19 protein-coding genes are annotated in these 24,146 nt (G+C 44.9%); 11 read left to right on the forward strand and 8 right to left on the reverse strand.

Annotated features, from left to right (window positions below; all coding sequences use genetic code 11):
- Positions 1-406: 406 nt before the first annotated feature.
- The gene (locus IM475_RS01595) at positions 407-1,525 is read right to left on the reverse strand and encodes a peptidylprolyl isomerase (protein ID WP_287726469.1); all 1,119 of its coding nucleotides are present in this window, start codon (positions 1,523-1,525) and stop codon (positions 407-409) included.
- A gap of 287 nt (positions 1,526-1,812) precedes the next feature.
- Here IM475_RS01595 and IM475_RS01600 point away from each other — a divergent pair, with 287 nt between their 5' ends.
- A complete protein-coding gene (locus tag IM475_RS01600; protein WP_287726470.1) occupies positions 1,813-2,973 on the forward strand; it encodes a 2,3-diketo-5-methylthiopentyl-1-phosphate enolase in 1,161 nt (386 codons plus the stop codon).
- 55 nt (positions 2,974-3,028) lie between these two features.
- On the opposite strand, the gene serS is transcribed toward IM475_RS01600, so the two are convergent.
- Positions 3,029-4,312, reverse strand: a complete 1,284-nt coding sequence (serS, locus tag IM475_RS01605) for a serine--tRNA ligase (RefSeq protein ID WP_287726471.1) — start codon at positions 4,310-4,312, stop codon at positions 3,029-3,031.
- Positions 4,313-4,507: 195 nt separating this feature from the next.
- On the opposite strand from serS, the gene IM475_RS01610 reads away from it, so the two are divergent.
- The gene (locus IM475_RS01610; RefSeq protein ID WP_287726472.1) at positions 4,508-5,110 is read left to right on the forward strand and encodes a M23 family metallopeptidase; all 603 of its coding nucleotides are present in this window, start codon (positions 4,508-4,510) and stop codon (positions 5,108-5,110) included.
- Between the two features lie 110 nt (positions 5,111-5,220).
- Positions 5,221-6,183, forward strand: a complete 963-nt coding sequence (locus tag IM475_RS01615) for a glycosyltransferase family 9 protein (protein WP_287726473.1) — start codon at positions 5,221-5,223, stop codon at positions 6,181-6,183.
- 61 nt (positions 6,184-6,244) lie between these two features.
- Here IM475_RS01615 and IM475_RS01620 read toward each other — a convergent pair whose 3' ends face one another.
- Entirely contained in the window at positions 6,245-6,754 is a 510-nt protein-coding gene (locus IM475_RS01620) for a YceD family protein (protein WP_002737400.1), read from the reverse strand.
- Between the two features lie 284 nt (positions 6,755-7,038).
- On the opposite strand from IM475_RS01620, the gene IM475_RS01625 reads away from it, so the two are divergent.
- Positions 7,039-7,992 carry a tetratricopeptide repeat protein gene (locus tag IM475_RS01625; protein WP_287726474.1) on the forward strand — a complete coding sequence of 318 codons (954 nt, stop codon included), beginning with the start codon at positions 7,039-7,041 and terminating at the stop codon, positions 7,990-7,992.
- 14 nt (positions 7,993-8,006) lie between these two features.
- On the opposite strand, the gene IM475_RS01630 is transcribed toward IM475_RS01625, so the two are convergent.
- Entirely contained in the window at positions 8,007-10,934 is a 2,928-nt protein-coding gene (locus IM475_RS01630) for a DEAD/DEAH box helicase (RefSeq protein WP_287726475.1), read from the reverse strand.
- A gap of 214 nt (positions 10,935-11,148) precedes the next feature.
- Between IM475_RS01630 and IM475_RS01635 the strand changes: the two genes are divergently transcribed.
- From IM475_RS01635 to IM475_RS01645, 3 genes are all read left to right on the forward strand, one after another.
- A complete protein-coding gene (locus IM475_RS01635) occupies positions 11,149-12,081 on the forward strand; it encodes a GGDEF domain-containing response regulator (RefSeq protein ID WP_287726485.1) in 933 nt (310 codons plus the stop codon).
- On the forward strand, positions 12,078-12,860 hold the full coding sequence (locus tag IM475_RS01640; RefSeq protein ID WP_287726476.1) for a transporter substrate-binding domain-containing protein: 783 nt from the start codon (positions 12,078-12,080) through the stop codon (positions 12,858-12,860). Before IM475_RS01635 ends, IM475_RS01640 begins: the two co-directional genes overlap by 4 nt.
- 252 nt (positions 12,861-13,112) lie before the next feature.
- Positions 13,113-13,649 carry a tetratricopeptide repeat protein gene (locus IM475_RS01645; RefSeq protein WP_287658823.1) on the forward strand — a complete coding sequence of 179 codons (537 nt, stop codon included), beginning with the start codon at positions 13,113-13,115 and terminating at the stop codon, positions 13,647-13,649.
- A 54-nt stretch (positions 13,650-13,703) separates the two neighbouring features.
- Here the strand turns inward: IM475_RS01645 and IM475_RS01650 are convergent, their stop codons facing one another.
- Both IM475_RS01650 and IM475_RS01655 read right to left on the reverse strand, forming a co-directional pair.
- Complete coding sequence (locus IM475_RS01650) at positions 13,704-15,503, reverse strand: SLC13 family permease (RefSeq protein ID WP_287658822.1); 1,800 nt, start codon at positions 15,501-15,503, stop codon at positions 13,704-13,706.
- A 4-nt stretch (positions 15,504-15,507) separates the two neighbouring features.
- Positions 15,508-18,288 carry a cation-translocating P-type ATPase gene (locus tag IM475_RS01655; RefSeq protein WP_287726477.1) on the reverse strand — a complete coding sequence of 927 codons (2,781 nt, stop codon included), beginning with the start codon at positions 18,286-18,288 and terminating at the stop codon, positions 15,508-15,510.
- Between the two features lie 312 nt (positions 18,289-18,600).
- Between IM475_RS01655 and pds the strand changes: the two genes are divergently transcribed.
- Both pds and crtB read left to right on the forward strand, forming a co-directional pair.
- Positions 18,601-20,031, forward strand: coding sequence for a 15-cis-phytoene desaturase (pds, locus tag IM475_RS01660; RefSeq protein WP_287726478.1), 1,431 nt, complete (start codon positions 18,601-18,603; stop codon positions 20,029-20,031).
- 105 nt (positions 20,032-20,136) lie between these two features.
- On the forward strand, positions 20,137-21,069 hold the full coding sequence (gene crtB / locus IM475_RS01665; protein WP_287658818.1) for a 15-cis-phytoene synthase CrtB: 933 nt from the start codon (positions 20,137-20,139) through the stop codon (positions 21,067-21,069).
- Positions 21,070-21,162: 93 nt separating this feature from the next.
- Here the strand turns inward: crtB and IM475_RS01670 are convergent, their stop codons facing one another.
- On the reverse strand, positions 21,163-21,546 hold the full coding sequence (locus IM475_RS01670; protein WP_353737426.1) for a hypothetical protein: 384 nt from the start codon (positions 21,544-21,546) through the stop codon (positions 21,163-21,165).
- A 350-nt stretch (positions 21,547-21,896) separates the two neighbouring features.
- Here IM475_RS01670 and IM475_RS01675 point away from each other — a divergent pair, with 350 nt between their 5' ends.
- Positions 21,897-22,139: a hypothetical protein gene (locus tag IM475_RS01675; RefSeq protein WP_002740673.1), complete on the forward strand. Its 243-nt coding sequence runs from the start codon at positions 21,897-21,899 to the stop codon at positions 22,137-22,139.
- 64 nt (positions 22,140-22,203) lie between these two features.
- On the opposite strand, the gene IM475_RS01680 is transcribed toward IM475_RS01675, so the two are convergent.
- On the reverse strand, positions 22,204-22,896 hold the full coding sequence (locus IM475_RS01680) for a pirin family protein (RefSeq protein ID WP_287726479.1): 693 nt from the start codon (positions 22,894-22,896) through the stop codon (positions 22,204-22,206).
- A gap of 451 nt (positions 22,897-23,347) precedes the next feature.
- Between IM475_RS01680 and IM475_RS01685 the strand changes: the two genes are divergently transcribed.
- The gene (locus IM475_RS01685) at positions 23,348-24,076 is read left to right on the forward strand and encodes a PEP-CTERM sorting domain-containing protein (protein ID WP_287726480.1); all 729 of its coding nucleotides are present in this window, start codon (positions 23,348-23,350) and stop codon (positions 24,074-24,076) included.
- Positions 24,077-24,146: the final 70 nt, after the last annotated feature.

A 24,146-nucleotide genomic window follows, 5' to 3' on the forward strand; every position in this document is an offset into this window, starting at 1 on the left:
GTTGCTGATTGGGGATATGAACGAGGATTAAGGGAAAGGGAAACTTAGATAAAACTGATGTTAATTAAATAACTTTTGCCACCATCAAAACAATAATAATCAGGGCGATAAATTGCGGAATTAATAATCTTAAGTAGTTAGTTGTTAAAAGTTGTCAGGCACCCCCCTTATCAAGGGGGGATTAAGGGGGGATCAGCACCCCCCTTATCAAGGGGGGATTAAGGGTAGGGTTGATTCATGAATCAACCCTACAAAGCACGACGTTTTGAAAAATTTTCAGATATTTATTCCGATGAGAGAATGAAACGACCCTAGGGGTATCGGGGGAAGTACTCAGAATCCGAGCTGCTTCCCCTAGCTTGACTAATCTCTGTGCCTTAACAAAACCCAGTTAAAAACCCCCACCCTAGCTAGGTTGGACGAGATTATTTAAGCCATAAACCACTTTAACGGTGATAATCTTATCCTTATCGGTAAGTTCTTCTAACACCTCTTTTCCCTCGACTAAATAGCCAAAAACCGAATAACGACCATCCATGAGATTAAACCCCGGAGGAGTTAATTCATTATCGAATTTAAAGAAAAAGAATTGCGAGGAACCTCCGTTAGGATTAGTATCCGGACGCGCTAGGGCCACCGCACCAAAAGCGTTAAAAGGTAAGGCGAGACTGGGTAAGTAAATCCCTAATTCTTCGAGAGTATTGCCATAAACTGGTTCTTCTTCCCCTTTAATCAAAATTTCTAAGGGAATAGAGCGATATTGCTTAGTTTTCGGGTCAACAAAGCCCTCTTCTGCACCGACGGGATCCCCGGTTTGCACAACGAAATTATCTTCGCTGCGAATGAAGGGTAAACCGTCATAAAAACCCCGTTGAGCTAAATCCACAAAGTTACCCCCATTAATCGGAGCGCTGTAACCATCGACAACGATAGTTAAATCTCCTTTGGTTGTCTGCATCTTCACGGTGGCGCGTCCTCGCAATTGCGGCAAGTTAGCGTATTCCGGGGGAACGTTAAAGGGAAAACCCACCACCATTAATTCTTCTAACGCGGTGATATTATTGAGCAATTCCCGTCTGGTTGACCAAACTGCCTCTTTATCCTTTGCTTCTACGGCCGTATCGAGGGCTGCCACTCCCGTTTTCAGTTTTTCGATTAATTCCTCCCCTTGGCTTTTACTTGCTTCGGGAACACTATCTAAGATAGCCTTGCTTTTGGTAGAAAGGGCATAATTGGCATCCTTGACATCTTTTTTAATCGGACTCCAACGTTTGGCCCGCAGATGTTTGGCAATATCTTCGATCGATTGTTGCACTTGACGAATTGGTTTATTATCTATGGGTAAGGCATTGCGTAAAATCGCAGTGGGATCCGTTACCGCATCACCCTGGGCAAGCACAGCTAAAGCAGGGGCAGTCCCCTTAACCGTGAACAGACTTAAGATTAAAAATAGTGCTAGGGCAATACTAGCACCGCTTTTTAAGAAAAATTTGCCCCATTCCCGTAATCTTGTCGTTATTTTCATATTTTGGTCGGTTCCTCAATGGCCATACCTATCCAAAATACTTGTAGGCTTTTAGGGGAACCCTTGTCAATAGCTGAGAAAACCGATCAAAGCCATCAGCCATCAGTTATCAGTTATCAGTTATCAGATGTGAGTTTTCAGTTCACCCATTACTGTTTACTGAAAAAAGGCTCCCCACCTCCCCAATTCCCCAATTCCCCACTTCCCCACTTCCCCAATTCCCCACCTCCCCAATTCATAATTCATAATTTATAATTCATAATTCCCACTCCCTTTTTTTACCTTTTATGACTATTATCGTCGATTATCGCTTTCCGCCCGCTATTAATGCCGAAAAACAGGCAAAAACGATCGCTATCGGTCAAACCGCCGGCACTTGGAGCGAGCGCCACAGTCATCGTCAAGAGCAGCTGCAACAACACCTAGCGGAAGTGGTGGGGATCAGGGAGGAAGCCGACGGTTATAAGGTGGCTAGGGTGCGGTTTCCCCAGATAAACGTTGAAAATGACATCGCCAGTCTTTTAACCATGATTTTCGGCAAATATTCCATGGCTGGAGCTGGAAAAGTGGTGGGGGTGTATCTCCCCGAAACCTACGGCACGAAAGCCAAGCTGGGAATCACCGGAATTAGGCAACGTTTGGGGGTTTATGATCGACCTCTAGTCATGGCAATTTTTAAACCCGCTTTAGGACTATCGGCTCAAGATCACGCCGATATCCTGCGAGAAGTGGCTTTTGCTGGCTTAGACGTGATTAAAGATGATGAAATCATGGCGGATCTTCCCGTGGCTCCCACCCACGAGCGCCTAGATTGTTGTCGTCGGGTTTTGGAGGAAGTGCGGCAGCAAACCAGTAAAAATGTTCTCTATGCGGTCAATGTCACCGGAAAAGCGGACGAATTGCAGAGAAAAGCCCGTTTATTGGTGAAACATGGGGCTAATGCCCTGTTATTAAACGTTCTTACCTACGGTTTTTCCGTTTTAGAAGCTTTAGCCAGTGATCCGGCGATCGATGTTCCTATTTTCGCCCATCCTGCCTTTGCTGGGGCGATGTGTGCCGGTAGCGATACGGGATTAGCCTATTCTGTGGTTTTGGGGACGATGATGGCCCACGCAGGAGCCGATGCGGTGCTATATCCCGCCGCTTACGGTAGTTTACCCTTCGATCCCCGGGAGGAGGGCAAAATTCGCGATATTTTGCGCGATAGAAACGTTTTTCCAGTTCCATCGGCCGGTATTCGTCCAGGTATTGTTCCCCAGGTCCTTGGGGATTACGGACGTAATGTTATCCTCAATGCGGGAACCGGAATTATGGACCACCCATCGGGACCAGCCAGTGGTGTGAGGGCTTTTTTTGAAGCTTTAGCCAGAATAGAAGCGGGGGAGTCCTTTGATCCGGCCAATTTGCCCGAAGGAGCCTTAAAACAGGCAATTCTAGAGTGGGGTTAAGCTCAATTCTTTCAATGCACTATAAAAACATTTTGTCAAGCATTTTTATCAAAAATTAACAAATAACCTCCCGTTTTAGATAGGGTTGCAGCACTTCCGGCACTTTTACTGTCCCGTCTGCTTGTTGATAATTTTCTAGGATAGCAGCCATAGTACGACCGATCGCTAATCCCGAACCGTTGAGGGTGTGGACAAAATTAGTGCCTTTTTGCCCTTTTTCTTTAAAGCGAATATTTGCCCGTCGTGCTTGGAAGTCTCTAAAATTAGAACAACTGGAAATTTCCCGATAGGTATTAGCCGAAGGTAGCCACACTTCTAAGTCATAACATTTGGCCGCCGAAAAACCCAAGTCACCAGTACACAATTCAATCACGCGATAGGGCAACTGTAAAGCTTGCAGGATTGCCTCCGCATTAGCGACTAAACTTTCGTGTTCCTGAGCAGAAGCGTCAGGATGGACGATTTTGACCATTTCCACCTTATTAAATTGATGCAAACGGATCAAGCCCCTCGTATCCTTGCCATAGCTGCCCGCTTCTCGACGAAAACAGGGAGTATAGGCACAGTGTTTGATCGGTAATTGCTCCGATGAGAGGATTTCATCGCGATAGAGGTTAGTTACGGGTACTTCTGCCGTTGGTGCTAACCAAAGCTCATCATCTCGACATTTAAAGCTTTCTTCCGCAAATTTCGGCAGTTGTCCCGTCCCGCGCAGGGAGTCACTATTGATCAGAATTGGCGGTAAAACTTCTGTATAACCGGCGACAATATGGCGATCGAGCATAAAATTAATTAAAGCTCTTTCTAGGGCTGCCCCGAGGGCGATAAGATTAACAAAACGACTCTGGGCGATTTTTACTGCCCTTTCAAAGTCTAAAATGCCCAATTTTTCCCCAATTTCCCAGTGAGGCAAAATATTCGGGTTGGTGGGTTTATATTCTTCTCCCCAGCGTCTGACTTCGACATTTTCCCGTTCATCCTTACCGATAGGAGTGGTTTCACTGGGTAAATTGGGTAAATCTAAGATTTTTTGGTCAATGGCCGCTTTAATCTCTTTTTCCTGCGGTTCTAATTGAGCTAGTTTACTTTTAATCTCGTTTCCTTCTGTTTTCAGTCCCAAAATTTCGGGACTGTTGGCATCGCTGCCACTTTTAACTTTTTGTCCCACCAGTTTACCGATTTCGTTCCCCCGGGCCTGTAAACTGCTGCGTTCTAACTCTAAAGCCTTCTGTTGTTGATTTAACTGGAGAATAGGGGCAATATCATAACTCCCTCCCCGACTATCTAAGCGTTTCTGTACTTCCTCTGGATTTTCTCTAATTTGCTTTAGGTCTAACATGGTACGAGTCAGTAAAAAATAAAAATTAAGTGGGGGAGTCGGGGAATTGGCAGCCTGAGGAGAAATGTTCTCAACCCCTAACCAATGGTCAATAATAACTCAAAACTTAACTAAAATATCGGTTAAAAGCCGCCGGTAAAATTAGCGGCAGCGGAAACTGGGGTATATTTAATTTTGGTGTCTGGAGTAAGTCTCATGCTCAAATATCTGCCTGTTAAATTCCTGCGTTTTTTAGCGATTAGCTGTCTTGTCACGTTAATTTCTCTAGGATTTGACCGTTTACACCCCGTTAAAGCTAATCCCACCCTCATAGCTCAAAATGCTTGGGCCGGGGCCTCCTTCCCCGTGGAAAACTTCCAAACCTATACCTCCGGTTTCGGTTATCGTTTCTCTCCCATGGATGGCAGTCAACAATTTCATGCCGGGTTAGATCTGGCCGCACCCTTGGGCAGTTATATTCGCAATTGGTGGACCGGCAGAATCGTCGAATTATCCGATCATACAGGCTGTGGGACGATGATTAAGATGCAATCCGGTCAATGGACACATATTTATTGTCATCTCATGGGTTCGGTTCAATCCGATAGCCGTGGTACTTTTTTGATTGACATGGAAGGGGGAATCGTCCTTACTCTCGGTCAGGATATACCAGCAGGGGCCCGCATGGCTAGAGTGGGAATGACAGGACGCACCACCGGACCACACCTGCACTGGGGACTGATGTACGGCAATCAATACGTTGACCCCGCTTTGGTTTTAAATGCTATGTACGGCTCTAATCCTTCGGGTAATAGTTAAGAGAATCTGCGATCGCATTCTGTTGAGAAAAAACATAGCTGCCCGGATTTAGTGAATAACGAGGGACACTGCTAAAATTAAGCTGATCGATTCAGGTATATCTAGATAAAATGCGAATATTAACCCTTGTACCGGGAGGAATTAGCAATCAACTGCTGTTTTTTCCCACTCTAGAAACCCTCCAGCAAACTTACCCCCAAAGCAGCATTGATGTTTTGGTCGAACCTAGGGCAAAAGCTGCCTATCGTCTCTGTCCCCAGGTTAAGGAAGTGCTTTTATTTGACTATCGAGATCAGTACGGATTAGCGGATTATTTAAATATTTTGGGAGTAATTCGGGACCGGGAGTACGAAATCGCCATTAGTCTCACCAATCGTCCTGCTATCAACCTTTTACTCTGGTTAAATGGTGTTCCTAACCGTATAGGCTATGAAAATAATGGCGGTTGGTTCTTATCGGAACAAGTACCCCGGCCAACGGAAGGCTATCTAGCGGATAATTATCACGCACTGGTCAAAGGGTTAAAGATTGCCGCACCCTGTCCACCTTTAAAAATAACCTTGAATCGGGATGATATCGATTGGGCCGAAATGGAGCAGCAACGCCTCAATATCAAGGATAGCGGCTATATTCTCCTCTACGCCGGCGGTAGCGATCTGAGCATCAGCCAAGGACTGGAAACGCTTTATCCCCTGGAGAGTTGGCTAGAAATTATCCAAGGCATTCGCCATCAACAACCGGATTTACCAATTGTCGCGATCCAGGGAGAATTGGATGAAGCTTGGGTTTTAGCGCTCAAAGCCATGGATAATAACTTAAAAGTGTCCAGAACGGCCGATATCGGTAAAATGGCGGCCATGATCGCCGGTGCCAATTTATTATTAGCTACCGAAAGTGTCCCTTTACAGTTAGCCGTGGCCGTGGGAACCTATACCCTCTCTCTGCTGGTTCCTTCGTTGTCTAAGAGAGTTTTACCGAGCGGGGGAGAGCGTCATCGATATATTGAAGCTAATACGCGAAAAGTCGCCGATATTACCCCCGAAACTGTCTTGAAAAAGATTTGGGGCCGGTAAAAAATCGGGTTTCGATCGCTTTTCTCTGGGATCGAAACCCGAAAAAAATCAGCATCAAAGCTCAATTTTGCGATTGAGATAACTGACTTTTCAAGGATTCTAGGGAGGCCCAACGACCATCGATGGCAGTCTTTTCTGGAAGCAGAAAATCGGGGGGTTGACAATTAGCGCCGCAGAGTTGACGGGGGGGCAAAGTTAGACACAACTGCTCGTATAACCACATTTGCGGGTCAAAATCCCCGTTAGGATCGAGAGTTTCCGAGAGGTCTTCGTAGGCTATTTCTCGCTCTAGAGGATAAGAGCTATCGTAGTCTTTATTTTTGTCTAGCCAGATTAATTCGGAAGTGTTTAATTGCAGACGATGATTATATTGTTGTAAACAGCGATCGCAGGTTAAGGTGACGATGGTTTCTGCTTTCACCGATACTTCCAAAAAATTGCCCCCATGTCTAACCAGCAAGGTCCCCCGCACTGGTGTCAAGGTTTCTAGACCGGGGATAAAATTATCGATGATGATCACTCTTTGTCGATCAGGAGATTTGAGGAGGTGGGGGATAAAAATAGTTTCCATAGATAACTCCTGTATCATTTATCGGTTATCGGGTGTCAACTGCGTTAGCGAGTAACGCCATCATAATTGCTCGGTGACAATCTTTACTTATATCAGCTTATCGCAGTCCCGAGTGTAGGAATTATCAATTATGAATTATGAATTATGAAGTGGGGAGAATAAATAAAAATAATCTCCTGCCGACCGTCTCCTGAGTGCTGCATAAGTACCTTGCTAGGGGAGAAAGGCAGTTTGACAGTCTGTCTGTTGATCGATCAAGAAAGTTTCCTCAGAATTGGGAGTATATGCACAAAGATACTCCTATGTCAACGGTTTTGAAAAATTTTCTTCCTCGCCTCGGTGGATTGGTTATGGTTGCACTGCTCTGCTCGCTTGTGCTGGGGGGATGGCCTCGGCCGGGAAAAGCGGCTCAATCAGTACATTTATCCTACTGGTTGCGATCGGGAATTGAACAACTAGAGGCAGGTAATTATCAGCAAGCTTTGCACGATTTCAATCAGTCGCTCGAACGGGAAAATAACTTGGCCCTAGCCTACAGTAATCGCTGTTTAACTGAGATTTATTTGCAGGATTATCTCCACGCTTGGCAAGACTGCACCCGCTCTTTACAACAGCAATCCGATAATTATCTAGCCTATTTCCATCGGGGTTTAGCTTTTTATCGTTTGGGAGATTATTCACAGGCGCTGACCGATTATAACCAGACTATCCGGCTAAAACCCACCTATTATCAAGCCTACTATAATCGGGGTTTAGTTCAGTCAGCTATGAAAAATTATCCCCTTGCCCTAGCCGATTTTAATCAATCCTTGCGTCAAATTACTAACCAGCAACCCGACACTTTAGCCACTATTTATAATGATCGAGGTTTATCTCATTTAGCCCTCCACAATTTTACCTCAGCCAAAGCGGATTTTAATCAAGCTCTCCGGTTAAATAAAAATAATGCCTCAGCATACTATAATCTAGCTTGTACCGCTCACGAATTAGGTGAATACGACCGCTCTATCGCCCATTTAAATCGAGCGATTGCCATTGATCCTTTTTATGCCGATGCTTATATTAGAAGGGGATTACTGCGGCATCAATTGGGTTATTATCAATCGGCTTTAGCGGATTTAAATCAAGGAGCAAATCACCTCTATCATCAGGGATTGCACCACAATTATCGGCAAATCCTCGCCCTCATCGAGCAGATCCACCAACAGTTACTTTCCCTACCATCTCCCATTGTTTAAAAGAGCGATCAATATTATAAAGGAAAGCGCTTCATGGCTGTGACGGCGAGACGGGCATTATCTTTAAGGACTTGGGAAACTCGGGGAATTTGGGGAATTTGCCAGAGAACATCGACGGTGCGCCGTAATAATCGCACTAGATCTCCCTCATCGAGGCTAGTATTTTCGCACAATTCCGGCCAGGATGTCCCCTGGGCCCAACGGGAGGCAATCCCCATCAGTTGGGTTTCTAACCAGACGGGAATGGTGATATCGTAGCGAGATTGAGCTTGATAGAGTAAACGGCGAACTTCTCGCAGACCGGGGGAATTTCCTTCTCCTTGCCGCAAAATATCGATAACTTCTGGCACAGGCGGGTAATTGCACCAAGTATCGGGGCGAGGGGGTTCCGTAATCATGGCGCTGATGGCGGCGGCTAGTTGGCTAGGAGTCAATCTGTCCAAATCTCCGGACATCATCGCTAATCCTAACCAGAGTTCATTTTCCCCGCGAATAGTGGCCGCCGCTTCTCCGAGGGGAGTGGGCAAATAAACCTCTAATGCTTGGAATTCTCGCAAAATCTCGATTAGATTCAGAAATTCTTCCCAGTAGTAGGATTTACGCGATTGTTGTTTTTGGTATTTAATCTGGGTCTTGTGTAACTTATCGCGAGCAATCTCTCGATCGTAGTATAATTTCATCAATCGCCCTGGATTTTTGCGTTTTTGCAGGGGATGAGCGGCAATTTGACTATTGACAATTTCAATTTTTTGTGATTGTGTTGCCAGTTCCGCCACTGGTGGGATGCCCTGCACTTGTTGGGGGATGAAATCGGCGATCGCCTGAGTATTTTCCTCACCCTTGCGCCAACCCCCTAGGGAAACAGCTTCTAGGGAAGGGGGTATCAGTTCGCCTAATGCCGCAGGAGGGAGAAAACCTCGATCGATCTCGCTAATATCGGCATAGGCGGCTAAATACCAGCGATTATCACTGCCTAAACAAACAAGGGTTCGCACCTGACCGGCTCCGTGCAGGGTATTGACAAAGATAGCGGGGACGGGGGCGGGGACCTTAATATGTTTGCCCTTGAGATGGAGGATAGTTCCGACGGGAATATTCGGCAATTTTAGATGTATTTCCTGTCTTTTCTGTGCCTCTGACTGACTAGCGAGGATTTTATACAGTCTTTCTTCTTCCCGCAGTCTTTCCCGTAGCTTTTCGTAACTGAAGACCTGCTCCCGCTCGATACCGGCTAACTCCATATCCAACTTAGCTAATTCGGTGGTTAAGGCAGTAATCTGTTGTCGTTCGGGGCTTAACTTCAAACGAGCGAGATATTCCGCGAAACTGCGCTCTAAGAGGTCTTTTACCTCCTCTAGACTGTGTTTTTGCAGGAGATTTAAGACCATGCCGTAACTGGGCGCAAAACAGCTTTGCAGGGGTTCCGGTTGGGCGGTGGCCAGAAAAGCCGCTTCTTTTGCCCCTTCAAAGGGCGTTTGTACTGTCACCACATGGCCCACCGCGTCCATTCCCCGGCGACCCGCCCGGCCGGCAATCTGGACAAATTCCGAGGGAGTCAGCATACTATGGCCATCATCGGTGCGCTTGGAGAGGGCCGAGATGACAGTGGTGCGAGCGGGCATATTAATCCCGGCCGAGAGGGTAGCGGTGGCAAAAACCACCTTAATTAAACCGGCTTCAAAGAGTTGTTCGACTAATTCTTTCCAGAGGGGTAAAATCCCGGCATGGTGAACACCACAGCCCCGGGTGAGGGGTTCCACTTGGTCGGCGCGCACCAATTGGGAAGCACTGGCCAGGAATTCAAACAGTTGATTTTTCGTCTCGGGGTCGGCGGTTAAGAGGCTGAGGAGTTGCTCGTCAGACTGGGGGTTATTAGCGAAAAAAGCCAGTAATTTTTGGTGTAGGGGCGGATTTTCGACGGCAAAGAAGGAAAGGGCGAGTTCTTGCAGATTGGGATTATCTTCCAGAAAGAAAATGAGTAAACGGTAGTAAATGGCTCTAGCTTCTTCTGGATTAACGAGATTGAGGTTTTTTAGCTCTCGAATCGCCTGATCGCAACCTTTGCGGCTGAAAATAACGTAAATGGCCGGGAGCATATCCTTGTCCCGCAGAGTGGTGACAATGGAGGCGATGGTGGGACAATCTTCTCGTTTTAAGCGTCGGGGTTTGCCGTGGCCGACTTTTGAGCGTAGTTTCGGGTTAACTTTGCTCTGTTTTGGGTCGAGCAGCGGGAATAATCCCTCTTTATTGGCGAAATAAAAGCGCAGGGGGACGGGGCGAAAATCGGAGTTAATTAGCTCGCAGCTGGAGGTCTGTTTATTGTCGCTGGGTTGGGGCAGTTGCCGCACCCAGTTAATCCAGTCGGTGAGTTCCCCCGGGTTGCCAATGGTGGCGGAGAGGGCAACTAATTGGATACTAGGGGGACAGTAGATAATTGATTCTTCCCAAACGGTGCCGCGACCTCGATCGCTGATATAGTGACATTCATCGAGAACTAGGGTTTCCACGTTTTCTAGGGAAGTGCCTACCTCACCAATCGGAGTTTGGTACAGCATATTGCGAAAAATTTCTGTAGTCATGACTACAATTAATGCTGAAGGGTTGATCACCACATCGCCGGTAATCAATCCCACTTCCGCAAACAGCAGCGGGGAATCCTCATCGCCATCGGTGGGGGTACGACCGAATTTTTCTTGAAAATCCCGGAATTTTTGGTTAGAAAGAGCTTTCAGGGGAGTGGTGTAGAAAACCCGTTTGCCCCTTTCGAGGGCGCGATAGATAGCGTATTCTCCGATTAAGGTTTTGCCGGAACCCGTGGGAGCGCAGACAACCACTGATTTACCGGCGGCGAGAGCGGCGATCGCCGATTGCTGGAAGTCGTCGAGTTTAAAGGGAAAAATGGTTTTGAGATCCAAAGAAGTAAGGTTGAGGGACTCTTTCACGTCAAGTCTAAGAGGAGAAATTTTCTTAATTGTGGCTATTCTGGCTGGCTTTTTTTATTCTAGTCGAAAAAAGCGGACTTCTATAAACTAGGGACAGCTTGACCTTTGGGGGTGATGCCCGATCCCATCATACTTCATCTTTATGATAAATGCTGTATCACTAATAATTGTATCTCTATTTTGTTCTTAACTTGATTAATTATACTTACTGATGATGATTAAATTTTCTGCTGAAGACTGTCTAGTTTTAGTGGTTGATGATGTCAGTAAAAATCTCCAATTGGCTCTGGGGATTCTTAATTCTGCTGGTTATGCCACCATTTTTGCTAGTAGTGTCAAACAGGCAATAGAACGAGTAAAAACTGCTAATCCTGACCTAATTCTTCTTGACTTAATGATGCCAGATATGGGGGGAATAGAACTTTGTCGAAGGCTAAAAACTGACACTTTATACGCTCATATACCAATTATCTTTGTGACAGATAGTAAGGAAAAAGAAGATATTATCAATGCTTTTAATTCTGGGGCTGTGGACTATGTAAATAAACCATTTCATAGTTGGGAACTGTTAGCCAGAGTTAAAATTCATTTAGAAATGAAAAAAACTCAAGAAGAACTTAAAAATATCAATTCTCAACTAGAAAAGCTAGTCAGAACTGATAGCCTAACCGGGGTCAATAATCGTCGAGAGATTCTCTCCTTGGGTGAGAAAGAATTTCAACGATGTCGTCGTTATCATCGTTATTTTTCACTTTTAGTCATCGATATGGACTATTTTAAACATATTAACGATACCTTTGGTCATATACTAGGAGACAAAACTTTAATTACTGTGGCTGGGGCAATTAAAAACTGTCTGCGTCAAGTGGATAGTTTTGGGCGCTTTGGGGGTGAGGAATTTGTCGCTATTCTCCCAGAAACTAATCTTGAGGATGCCGGAACCTTAGCCCGGCGCATTTGTCAAGTAATTAACAAGTTAAATATTGAAATTGATCGACAAAAAGTGCGAGTTACTGCTAGTATTGGTGTGGCAACATTTAGCCCTGAAGATAATAATCTGGAAGAGGTGATCGAGCGGGCAGATCGTGCCATGTTCGCTGCTAAAAATCAAGGTAGAAATCGAGTTAGTTTAGGTAAAACAGTATGAAAAATTTATTATTTATTCTTGGTTTTTTGCTCTTAGGTGTAGCCCCAAGTTTTAGCGCCGATCTCGATACAATTATACGCCGGGGAAAATTAATTGTCGCTGTCAAAAATAATCTCCCTCCCCTCGCTTTCCTTGATTCTCAGGGCAATCTGCAAGGATTGGAAATCGACATCGCTAAACGTCTAGCTGAAGAAATTCTCGGTTCTGACAGTGCTATTATTCTCAAACCCGTTAGTAATCAAGAACGTTTACAGGTGGTTATTGATGATCGGGTGGATTTGGCGATCGCTCGTGTGGCGATTACTCCCGCACGTCAGCGTCTCGTGGATTTTAGCCCCTTTTATTACCTCGATAGCAGTGGTTTTGTGACAAAAAACCTGCAATTTCAGCGTTTAGAAGACCTAGCTAATTCTAGAATCGCCGTACTCAACGGCTCGACGACAATCGCCCTTGTGCGTTCCCATTTACCTAACGCTACCCTGCGCGGGGTTGCTTCCTATCAAGAAGCTTTAAATTTACTGGAAACGGGGGAAATAGACGCTTTTGCGGCTGATAATAGCCTTTTAACTGGTTGGGTGCAGCAATTCCCCAATTATCGTCAATTACCGATCCAGTTGGGGGCGATCGCTCTAGGAGTCGTTCTCCCTAAAGGTTTACAGTACCAAAGTCTCCGAGAACGCGTCAATCAAGCGATCGAGCGGCTAGAATCCACCGGCTGGTTAGTAGAACGGGTGAACTATTGGGGCTTACCCCTGAGAATTCGGGAAATGGGGAGATAGGTTGATGGGAGTGGGAATTATGAATTATGAATTATGAATTATGAATTATGAATTATGAAGTGGGGAGCGCCGGAGTTGGGAGCAGGGAGCAGCGAGTTTTTTGCTGTGAACAGTGAACAGTAAACAGTAATCAGTGAACTGAAAACTCACATCTGAAAACTCACATCTGATCACTGATCACTGATCACTGACTAAATCCTGCTATAATTTGGGGGAATAAGTATAAAAATATTAATTGCTCGATCGCTAATTATGGAAGATACCCTGCCGCTTATTTACGTTTCTGGATTGCTAATTTTCGTGATCGGTTTAGGAATTTTTGTCATCGTGCAAATCTTTAAAACCCGTCGAGTGGAAGGAACTTTTAACAAGCTACAAAAGAAATTGCAAAACGAAAAAGGTACAGCTAAAGATTACTATGAGTTAGGGAGTCTCTATCTCGATAAAAAACTCTATGTTCAAGCATTGAGCTTACTACAAAAGGCTTTAAAAATCTCTGGGGAAGAAAGCATCGAACCAGAAAATCAAGCCCTAATCTACAATGCGATTGGTTTTTCTTATTTTGCCCAAGAACAATTAGAATTAGCGATTCGTAACTACAAAGAAGCAATTAAACTTTATCCTGAATACTCGATCGCTCTCAATAATCTTGGCAATGTTTACGAAAAGAAACAAATGGCTAAAAAAGCTCTCGAAACCTACGAAGAAACTCTCAAATTTGATCCTAATAATACCGTAGCGAAAAAGCGGGCCGAATCCCTGCGTAAACGCTTCGCTGAATCGAAATAGTTTTGACTACTATCAAATTCTTTTTAGAGCTCGAAGAATCTTCGATCTCTTTCTTTATTTCAAGCCATAAAACACCACGATTAAAACTGGGGTTAAAATCGTCAAAATTAAATTTAGGGGTGCACCCAAACGGGTAAAATCGAGGAATTTATAGCCGCCTGGTGCATAAACCATGGTGTTAGTTTGATAGCCAATCGGTGTTAGATAACTATTAGAAGCAGCAAAGGTGACAGCATACATAAAAGCCAAAGGATTTAAACCCAAAGTTTTCGCCACTTCCACGGCGACGGGAATCATTAAAACCACGGCGGCGTTATTAGAGAGGATTTCAGTCAAAAATGAGGTAATTAGATAGAAGAAAACTAAGATCCAAAACCCCGAAAGATGGCCGCCGATAGCCACTAAATTATCTGCTAACCATTTAGTCGTTCCCGAGTTATCCATGGCAGTACCCAGGGGAATTAAACCCGCTAATAAAAAGATAATATCCCAACGAATGGAACCATAGACTTCCCCCGGTTTTAGACAGCCAGTAATTACCATTAAAACCACCCCAACTAAACTGGTGACGAGAATTGGTTGAATATCAAAAGCAGCAATAATAATCACTAACAAAGTAATTATTAAAGCAATAATCCCCTTGTCCTTTCGCAGGGATTCGATATCTTTTTCTTCTAAGACTAATAATTCTCGCGTGGTTTGTAAGCCAATAAAACTCTGTTTTGGTCCTTGAACTAAGAGCAAGTCGCCAAATTTTAAAGGAATTTTCCCTAATCTTCCTTGCAGTAATTCTGAACCACGCCGAATCGCTAAAACCGTTGCGTTATAACGCTGACGGAATTTCAAATCTTTTAAAGTTGTCCCAATTAAACGGGAATTAGAGAGAATCAAAACCTCGGCTAATTTTTCCTCACCTGTAGTAATTGTCGATTCAATATCTCCTTTCTGAAATTTGACATCGGCAAAGATTTCTAAGCCTCGTTCATCTTTAATTTTTAATAGTTCTTCCCGACTACTGTGAACGATTAAAATATCGCCAGCATTGAGAACTTTATCGGCTAAAGGTTGGGATAAATGTACCTTATTTCTGATTAATTCCAACACATCAAAATTAAACTTTCTTTGTAGTCCACTTTGGGATAAAGTTTGACCGATAAGATTAGAACGAGGGCTAATAATTACCTCACTCAGATATACTTTAGAACCATAATCATCCTCTAAAAATTCCCCGGTGGAAGATTTGCGATCGGGTAGTAATTTCGGGGCAAAAATTGTTAAATAAATCAAACCTGCCAAAAAAGTGACTAATCCTAAAGCAGTGAATTGAAATAAGCTAAATTCCCCATAACCCAGCTTGGCAGAAATACCACTAGCGAGAATGTTAGTAGAAGTCCCCACCACGGTAATCATCCCCGCTAAAACCGTCGCGTAGGAAAGGGGAATTAATAACTTAGAAGGAGAAATTTTTTGTTTTTTACACCAATCTTCGACGATGGGTAAAAAGATCGCCACCACTGCCGTGTTATTAATAAAAGCACTAATCGGCCCCACTAATGCCCCTAGGACAAATACCTGTTGGTGGGGACTTTTGCCCCCCCAAACCAGCAAGCGATCGCGAATCACTTGAATCACTCCCGTGCGGGTAATTCCGGCACTAAGTACAAACATCGCCATCACTGTCACCGTGGCAGAACTACTAAATCCGGCGATACCTTCTTCGGGAGTAACTAAACCCAAAAGAATCAGGACAATCGCCACGCATAAAGCGGTTAAATCTACCGGTAGCCATTCCGCCACGAAAGCGACTAAAGCAACGACTAAAACCGTTAAAGTCAGAATAATTGGTGTTGGCATTGATTTATTTTTTCGTCATGAACCAGCGAATAAATAACTTCTCTAACTCAATCCAAACAAACATTAAGGCGCTAAATCCAAAACAGATTAATAATTCTGTGCCACTAATCCATTGAGTACCGAAGAAGCTTTGTAGGGGAGGAGCATAAATTAACAACAATTGTAGGATCGTTGTCAAGCCCACGGCGGCGATAATGTAAGGATTAGAGAAGGGATTCATTTGCACAGCTAACTGGGTATGGGAACGCACCGCTAAAGCATGACCCATTTGTGCTAAACAGAGGGTAGTAAATACCATGGTTTTCCAGCGTCCGGGATCTCCGATTTCGGGGGTTGCCTGAGTATATTGGTAAGCCCAAGCCATCATAATAATGGTCAGAATCGCAAACACCACACCGATGCGAATCATATACCAACCCAAACCGCGGGCGAAAATGCTTTCCCGGGGGCTAAAAGGTGGACGTTTCATCACATTAGGTTCAGCGGGTTCCATTGCCAGAGCCAGAGCCGGTAAACCGTCGGTGACAAGGTTCATCCAGAGGATTTGCAAGGGAGAAAGGGGTACACCGCCTAAACCGAGCAGCGGAGCCGCCGCAATCGTTAAAACCTCGCCAATATTACTGCCGAGAATGTATTTAATAAAGCGCCGAATGTTACTGTAAACCACGCGCCCCTCTTCGGTGGCAGCGACGATGGTGGCAAAATTATCATCCAGCAAAATCATATCGCTGGCTTCTTTGCTGACATCGGTTCCCGTAATCCCCATGGCGATGCCGATATCCGCTTGTTTTAGTGCCGGAGCATCATTGACTCCATCCCCCGTCATGGCGACAAATTTGCCCCGTTTTTGCAGGGCTTGGACGATTCTCAGCTTATGTTCGGGAGAAACGCGAGCATAGACGCTCACACCATCTACCTCTGCCTCTAGGTCATTCTGAGACATTTTTTCTAATTCTTTACCCGTGATTACTCGCTCCCCGGCAGCAGCAATGCCTAATTCAATGGCGATCGCCTTGGCCGTTAATTGGTGATCCCCGGTAATCATAATCGGACGAATTCCCGCTTGACGACAGAGAGCAACCGCTTCTTTAACTTCTTTGCGGGGTGCATCGAGCATTCCCACCAATCCCAACCAAACCAGGGATTGTTCCTCACTATCTTCTCTTTCCGCTTCTGGCACTTCTGTCATCGGTTTATAGGAAAAACCTAAGACTCGTAGGCCATTACCCGCCATTTCGTCATTTTGTGCCAAAATACGGCTTCTTTGTTCAGATGTTAAGGGTTGACTTTCCGCCCCAACTTGGATCAGAGAACAACGTTCGAGAATTAATTCCGGTGATCCTTTGGTAAACATTAAATAGGCAGAATCCCCCAAACCTAACTGGGCATTCTCACAGATTACTGACATTCTCTTTCTTTCGGAAGAAAAGGGAAATTCGCCTAAACGAGGGCTTTTTGGTGCCAATGCTTCCCGATATAGTCCTCCTTTACCCGCTAACGTCAGTAAAGCTCCTTCGGTGGGATCGCCTAAAATTGACCATTCTTGAGCTTTATTTTGCAAAAGTGCATCATTACACAGCACACAAGCCGTTAAAATTGCCTGTAGTTCGGGATCACTTTCACTAGCACCATTAAACTCACCGATGGGCGCGTAACCTTCCCCTGTGACAGTAATTGTCTGCCCGGAAGTATTGACTTTCTGCACCACCATTTTATTTTGAGTTAAAGTTCCGGTTTTATCGGAGCAAATCGTCGTTACCGAGCCTAAGGTTTCCACTGCCGGCAATTTACGAATTAAAGCTTGTCTTCTCACCATTCTTTGGGTTCCAATTGCCAAAGTCACCGTTACCACTGCCGGTAAACCTTCGGGAACAACGGCCACAGCCATACTGAGGGAAGTTTCGAGGAATGATTCAAAAAACTGCCAACCAAAGCGAATTACGCCACCAAGCACGACTACAGCCACTAAAGCTAGGGAACTACTCACTAAAACGTTACCTAACTGCGACATTCGCTGCTGTAGGGGAGTTGGTTCACTTTCTACTCCTTGCAACAAAGCGGCGATTTTACCGATTTCCGTATCCATTCCCGTCCTGGTAATCGCCACTTTCCCTCGCCCTTGTACTACTTCCGTACCCTGATAGACGAGGTTAATGCGATCGCCCAAAGAGGCATCTTCCGGTAAAACCTTCTGTGCTTGTTTATTCACCGATTCCGCTTCCCCCGTGAGGGCAGCTTCCCGGATTTGCAGGTTTTGTGCTTCTAATAATCTGCCATCGGCGGCAATTTGTACCCCCGCTTCCAGTAACATGATATCCCCGGGTACAAGTTCCTTAGCCGCCACTTCAAAGGTGCTACCATTACGAATAACCCGGACTTTCGGCGAGGATAACTGCTTAAGGGCTGCTAATGCCTTTTCTGCCCGACTTTCCTGTAAATATCCTAAAATACCGTTTAAAATAACAATCGTAAAAATAGCGATCGCATCTTTGGGAAATTCCCCTTTTTTCAGATCCAAAACCGCCGAAACCACCGCCACGGCGATCAGCATCACTAACATAATGTTAGTAAACTGTTCCCAAAGAATCATTAACGGGCTACGTCCCCCCGTTTCTTTTAGTTCATTTAACCCGAAAATATCCTTTCTTTTAACAATTTCCGCCTCGATTAAGCCGGTTTCCCCATTGGTTCTCAGTATTTCTAGGGTTTGTTCCCCAGTTAAATTATGCCAAGCACGATTATTCTCTATTTCCGAGACTTGAGGTGACGTAGTGGGAAAAGTCATAGCGATCGATTGAAGAGGGTGTACGCGTGAACTAAAAAGGTAAGCGAATTAAGCTAATTACATATCACAATATCAGTTATCAGTTATCAGTGACCAGTAAGCAGTTATCAGTGACCAGTTATCAGTAAGCAGTCAGCAGTTATCAAGGAAGTGGGGAGACCACTTCGTGCGCGTTGCGGGGGGAGAATAAATAAAAATAATCTCCTGTCTCCTGCCGACCGCCTTCTCGACAATCTGAAAAAAATGTAACGAAATGTGAAGTATAATAGCGAATGTGATAGAGACAAAACATTAGAGAGTAGATAGGAAACGATGCGAGTTGCGATCGCTGGTGCGGGACTAGCCGGATTATCTTGTGCGAAATACCTTGTCGATGCGGGACATACGCCCATCGTACTGGAACGTCGCGATGTATTAGGGGGAAAAATTGCCGCTTGGAAAGATGCCGATGGGGACTGGTACGAAACCGGTTTACATATCTTCTTTGGTGCTTATCCCAATATGCTGCAATTATTCCAAGAATTAGGCATAGAAGATCGCCTACAGTGGAAAGAACACTCGATGATCTTCAATCAGCCGGAAAAACCGGGGACCTATTCGCGGTTTGACTTCCCAGATATTCCCGCCCCAATTAACGGTATTGTTGCCATTCTTCGCAATAATGATATGTTAACTTGGGAGGAAAAAATTAAATTTGGACTCGGTTTAATTCCTGCCATTGTTAAAGGCCAAAGTTACGTCGAGGAGATGGATCAATATTCTTGGTCGGAATGGTTAGAGAAGCAAAACATCCCGTCTAGGGTAGAAAAAGAAGTGTTTATCGCTATGTCGAAAGCCCTAAACTTTATCGATCCTAACGAGATTTCCGCCACGATTCTACTAACAGCCCTCAACCGCTTTTTACAGGAGAAAAACGGCTCAAAAATGGCTTTTCTCGACGGTTCACCCACGGAAAGACTCTGCCAACCTTTAGTCGATTACATCAGCTCTAGAGGTGGCGAAGTGCGCTTGAATGCCCCTTTAAAAGAAATTCTGTTAAATGAAGATGGCACAGTTAAAGCCTTCTTAATGCGCGGTTTAGACGGTGGGGAAGATTATCTTTTTGAAGCCGATATTTATGTTTCGGCGATGCCTGTAGATCCTTTAAAAGTTTTGATGCCTAAGCGTTGGCAAGAAGATAAATTCTTTCAAAAATTAGAAGGATTAGAAGGAGTTCCCGTCATTAATTTACACCTCTGGTTTGATCGCAAACTAACCGACATCGATCATTTATTATTCTCCCGTTCGCCCTTACTCAGTGTTTATGCTGACATGAGCAACACCTGTAAAGAATACGCTAACCCCGATCGCTCGATGTTAGAATTAGTTCTCGCTCCCGCTCAGGATTGGATTAGCAAATCCGATGAAGAAATTATCGCCGCCACGATGAAAGAACTAGAAAAACTCTTTCCCCAACATTTTACTGGCGATAATCCCAGTCAATTGTTAAAATATCATCTGGTGAAAACTCCCCGATCAGTTTATAAAGCCACCCCTGGCCGACAAGCTTATCGACCTTCTCAAAAAACTCCGATCGAGAATTTTTATCTCGCCGGTGACTATACCATGCAAAAATATTTAGGAAGCATGGAAGGAGCGGTTTTATCGGGGAAATTAGCGGCAGCAGTGATCAGCAAAGATCACCCCGCAGCACCGCTAAACCCCAATAAAACCCAATCTACACCAGTGTCCAGCGCTCGTTAATTCTCTGGCTAGGGACTAATGACGAAAATGGCCTTGAGTGAGACAATGCTATATCATTAGCCACAGTTCGCCGTTAATCTAAGTCAATCATTCCGCCCCAGCAGAATGCTCCAATTGCCAAAACCGACCCACCCCACCAAACCCCTCGTCTCCCTTGCGGAGTCCTACGAACTCTGTCGCCGGATTACAGAGAAGTATTCCAAAACGTTTTATCTCGGTACTCTCCTGATGCCGAAAGCAAAACGTCAAGCGATCTGGGCAATTTATGTCTGGTGTCGTCGTACCGATGAACTGGTCGATGGACCCCAAGCCCGGTTAACTACACCTGAAACCCTTGATTTATGGGAAAAACAGCTAGAAACAGTCTTTTCTGGGGTTGCCCTTGAGGATGCCGATGTCGCTCTCGTGGATACTCTAGAAAAGTTCCCCATGGATATCCAACCCTTTCGGGATATGATCGCCGGGCAACAGATGGACCTCTATCGCAGTCGTTATCAAACCTTTGATGAACTAAAACTGTACTGCTATCGGGTGGCGGGGACGGTGGGGTTAATGTCCAGCGCCGTGCTAGGATTAGAAGATGGCGATCGCTCGGCCCCTTGGCGACGCAATCAAAGCGTCTATATCCCTCAAGAAGAAGCGATCGATCTCGGTATTGCCAATCAATTAACCAATATTTTGCGGGATGTGGGGGAAGATGTCCATCGTGGGCGGATTTATCTACCTTTAGAGGATTTAGATCGTTTTAACTACAGCGAAGACGATTTACTCAAAGGGGTTAATGATCACCGTTGGCAGGCGTTAATGCGCTTCCAAATTGAGCGGGCCCGTTATTACTACGATTCCGCCGAAAGGGGGATTCGCGCCCTTAATCCCGATTCCCGTTGGCCAGTTTGGGCGGCTTTACTGCTTTATCAAGGCATTTTAGACGTAATTGAAGCAAATAATTATGATGTCTTCGCCCGTCGTGCCTTCGTGCCTTTACCTAAGAAAATGCTCTATTTACCCGTGGCTTGGTTGCGATCGCAAGCGTTATAAAAATTCGACGGGTTTTGCTGCTTGCCGACTCCACCCGTCGAGTCTCAACTATTAAGTTTTCCCAATTCAGCTGCTTAACTTGGGTTGGCTTTTTCAGCGCGATTTAGGAGTCACCAACCAGAAAGGTCCAGTTTCCGTGCAGGGAACATCTCGATCGGTTTCGTAAACCACAAGACCATCTTGCCGATCCAAAACTAAGGCTTCTCCTAGACGGACGTAGGATATAAACGGGACAAGATAGCGGACGACAGGCTCATCGCTACAGGCCGGCAACACCCGATCATTAAAATACTCGTATCCCACATCCTCGACGCTTTCATAGTAGCGGACGCTGAGCTCATCGAGCGCTTTCCCCGGAAAGCGGTATTGGATAGCTGACCAGAGAAATTCTGGCAGCGGTCGATCGGGCGATAATAATGTTCCAGATTTCATGGCTTTTCCCCCTAAAACCAAAGGAAGCGGGGAACTCTGACAAATGCCGTCCCGATCGGGACTATTGGCTTCCGCTCCCTACCCCGGCAATTTTTTACTAGGGATGGGAGCTGGCGCGGGGAGTTCCCTTGTATTCATTGTAACAAATTTCCCCGCAAGGGTTCGGGGCGATACCGTGAGAACAGGTTCTCTGGATTTTTCGTTACAAAGATTGACAAATTTATCCCTTTATTTTGGCGATAATAATAATTACCAGGCGACAAGCCAGAACAAATAATGGAAATAGGGAAAGACGGACGAGGATGGGACTAACTAACTAGCAATGATGATAGCGAGAAAAGAAGTGGTTTAGTAGTGTCGAATTCTCGTTCCCGATCATTTAGGAGGTAGGAAAGATGACAATTTATGTCACCCGCGAGGGGGATAAACTGGTGGCCGATTCCCCACTGGAATTGGTGGAAAAATTACAACAATGTCAGGGCAGAATGACGGAAACAAGACAGGACTTCATGACTCGGATGGCCGCACAGATGGTAGCTAGCCAAGGCGTTACTGTTCCCATCACCGATCCGGAGAATTTTATCGCCGAGCTAATCCACAACGATTTTCTGAGCGTGGTGGACAGTATTGATGGCTAAAAGTCGGCCGGGGAATTGGCGGCAAAACTTAGCCCCTAGGGTTCCTAACACTCACTCAACCCCACTACCCTAGGTCAAAAAGCAAAATTTCCGAGTCTTCTAGGGATTGAATAGCCAAAGAAGTTTCCTCGCTAATTGCCGCTCCATCCCCCGCTCGTAAATGCACGCCATTTAGGTTTATTTGCCCTCTAGCCACCTGTAACCAGCCATAACGACCTACATCTAAGGAATGGGTGAGGGACTGGTCTAGGGGCAAAATTCCCGCATAGAGATTAACATCTTGATGGATTTTGACTGCATTACCCGCACCGGTGGGAGAGGCGATTAATTGTAAGGTATGGGGAGAAAATTTGATCGCTTTTTGTTCATAACTGGGTTCTAGGTTTTTTGGGTCGGGAATAATCCAAATTTGCAGAAGATGGAGGGGATTAGTGGCAGAATGATTAAATTCACTGTGTTTTATTCCTGTTCCTGCGCTCATCCGTTGAATTTCACCGTGTCGAATCACGGAACCCGTGCCGAGACTGTCTTGGTGTTCTAGTTCTCCCTCCAAAACATAGGTTAAAATCTCCATATCGTGGTGTCCGTGGGTGTGAAATCCTTTTCCCCCAATCACTTTATCCTCATTAATAACTCTTAGACTCCTAAAATTAATCTGTTGGGGATCATAATATTGGGCAAAAGAAAAAGTATGATAGGTATCCAACCAACCATAGTTAGCGTGGCCTCTTTCCTCCGCTTTGCGTATAGTAATCATCGGTTTTCCTCTTTTTTATCTCTATTATATTCTCAAGGCTTTTTGCTAGATCAACTAAGGATAGCTGATGGGTTTTGTTATCCCTTTTCTGTCAGAGGAGGGATAGGAAGTGTAGATAGTCACGGCAAGCGCATCTTAACAATCCTTGACAAAATCAACCTAGAGGTCGATTTGGGTATATTTGGGTAGAATTTGCCCTCTCAATTGTTAAGCAACAATCGACCAAATAGGTCAAGTTTGTAACTATTCTGATTGACTGCTATCATTTGAAATGCCTACACAGCAAGCGGCTGACAAAATTAGCCAATTATCAACAGCGTTTGAGCTACGCTTACCCGGGTAAATAGTGTAATAAAACTTAATAAATTATCCTGATTTATAACTTGACAAGAAAAATTATTACTGTAGAATTGCAGGAAAGAATGTAGTTACTCGAAGGAGTTTCAGTCAAATGATTAATACTCGCTTAAAACCCGTCACTACGGGTCTCATTGGTGCTGTGGGTTTGGGGGTTGCTTTATTAGGGATGCCAGAAGGAGCGAAAGCTGTAGATATAAAGGCAGGCCGCGACTATTTTGAGACAAATCCCTCAAATACGACTGTTACTATACCTGGTATAGGTGTCGTTCCGCTTCAAGGATCTCCCATTACTCCAGCCCCATTTCCAGGTTTTCCTGTTGATACCATTCTTGAAAGAATTGGAGATTGTACCTTCGATGAGGGATTAGGCGATCTAAATCCAAACTCTTGTACAGTTGGTCTAAAAATCATCGCTTTGAGTGTAAAATCGGCTAGTCCTGTTGGTCTTCCTGGTGGTGGACAATCATTCATTTTCATTACCTTAAATGGTGCCCAAAGTGAAGGAACCATTACAATTAACAATAATAATACTTGGGAGGCAAACCTACCAGTTAAAGCGGTTGCTAAAGATGAAAATGGAGGGGTGTTAGCATCTTTTGGTCCATCACAACTGATAGGGAGTGGTACTTGGAGTATTAATCCGGACACGCGTAACTTTTTACCTATCACGACCATCCCATTTACAGGGCCAGAAGAGACTCATGGTTTTCTTAGAGTTCTTGATATTCCTCCTGTACCCGAACCTTCAACTGTATTAGGCTTAATTGCGGTGGGTTTAAGCTCAATAGTCGGATTTAAAGGCAAAAAAGAGCAAAAATAAGCCTTCGATCGCTTCTTTTTTACCAAGAAAAAGCCCCCCATTGGGGGCTGAGGAAGAATGTAGTTACTTC

The organism is Microcystis sp. M061S2 (genome assembly GCF_020245605.1).
Classification (GTDB): Bacteria; Cyanobacteriota; Cyanobacteriia; order Cyanobacteriales; family Microcystaceae; genus Microcystis.

Bases quoted from the DNA above. Each gene is read 5' to 3' on its own strand.
- IM475_RS01610 (WP_287726472.1), top strand. From the start codon at position 4,508: ATGCTCAAATATCTGCCTGTTAAATTCCTGCGTTTTTTAGCGATTAGC.
- IM475_RS01680 (WP_287726479.1), bottom strand. From the start codon at position 22,896: ATGATTACTATACGCAAAGCGGAGGAAAGAGGCCACGCTAACTATGGT.
- IM475_RS01635 (WP_287726485.1), top strand. From the start codon at position 11,149: ATGATTAAATTTTCTGCTGAAGACTGTCTAGTTTTAGTGGTTGATGAT.
- IM475_RS01595 (WP_287726469.1), bottom strand. From the start codon at position 1,525: ATGAAAATAACGACAAGATTACGGGAATGGGGCAAATTTTTCTTAAAA.
- IM475_RS01650 (WP_287658822.1), bottom strand. From the start codon at position 15,503: ATGCCAACACCAATTATTCTGACTTTAACGGTTTTAGTCGTTGCTTTA.
- IM475_RS01685 (WP_287726480.1), top strand. From the start codon at position 23,348: ATGATTAATACTCGCTTAAAACCCGTCACTACGGGTCTCATTGGTGCT.
- IM475_RS01600 (WP_287726470.1), top strand. From the start codon at position 1,813: ATGACTATTATCGTCGATTATCGCTTTCCGCCCGCTATTAATGCCGAA.
- IM475_RS01625 (WP_287726474.1), top strand. From the start codon at position 7,039: ATGCACAAAGATACTCCTATGTCAACGGTTTTGAAAAATTTTCTTCCT.
- IM475_RS01615 (WP_287726473.1), top strand. From the start codon at position 5,221: ATGCGAATATTAACCCTTGTACCGGGAGGAATTAGCAATCAACTGCTG.
- pds (WP_287726478.1), top strand. From the start codon at position 18,601: ATGCGAGTTGCGATCGCTGGTGCGGGACTAGCCGGATTATCTTGTGCG.
- IM475_RS01620 (WP_002737400.1), bottom strand. From the start codon at position 6,754: ATGGAAACTATTTTTATCCCCCACCTCCTCAAATCTCCTGATCGACAA.
- IM475_RS01675 (WP_002740673.1), top strand. From the start codon at position 21,897: ATGACAATTTATGTCACCCGCGAGGGGGATAAACTGGTGGCCGATTCC.
- serS (WP_287726471.1), bottom strand. From the start codon at position 4,312: ATGTTAGACCTAAAGCAAATTAGAGAAAATCCAGAGGAAGTACAGAAA.
- crtB (WP_287658818.1), top strand. From the start codon at position 20,137: ATGCTCCAATTGCCAAAACCGACCCACCCCACCAAACCCCTCGTCTCC.
- IM475_RS01655 (WP_287726477.1), bottom strand. From the start codon at position 18,288: ATGACTTTTCCCACTACGTCACCTCAAGTCTCGGAAATAGAGAATAAT.
- IM475_RS01645 (WP_287658823.1), top strand. From the start codon at position 13,113: ATGGAAGATACCCTGCCGCTTATTTACGTTTCTGGATTGCTAATTTTC.
- IM475_RS01640 (WP_287726476.1), top strand. From the start codon at position 12,078: ATGAAAAATTTATTATTTATTCTTGGTTTTTTGCTCTTAGGTGTAGCC.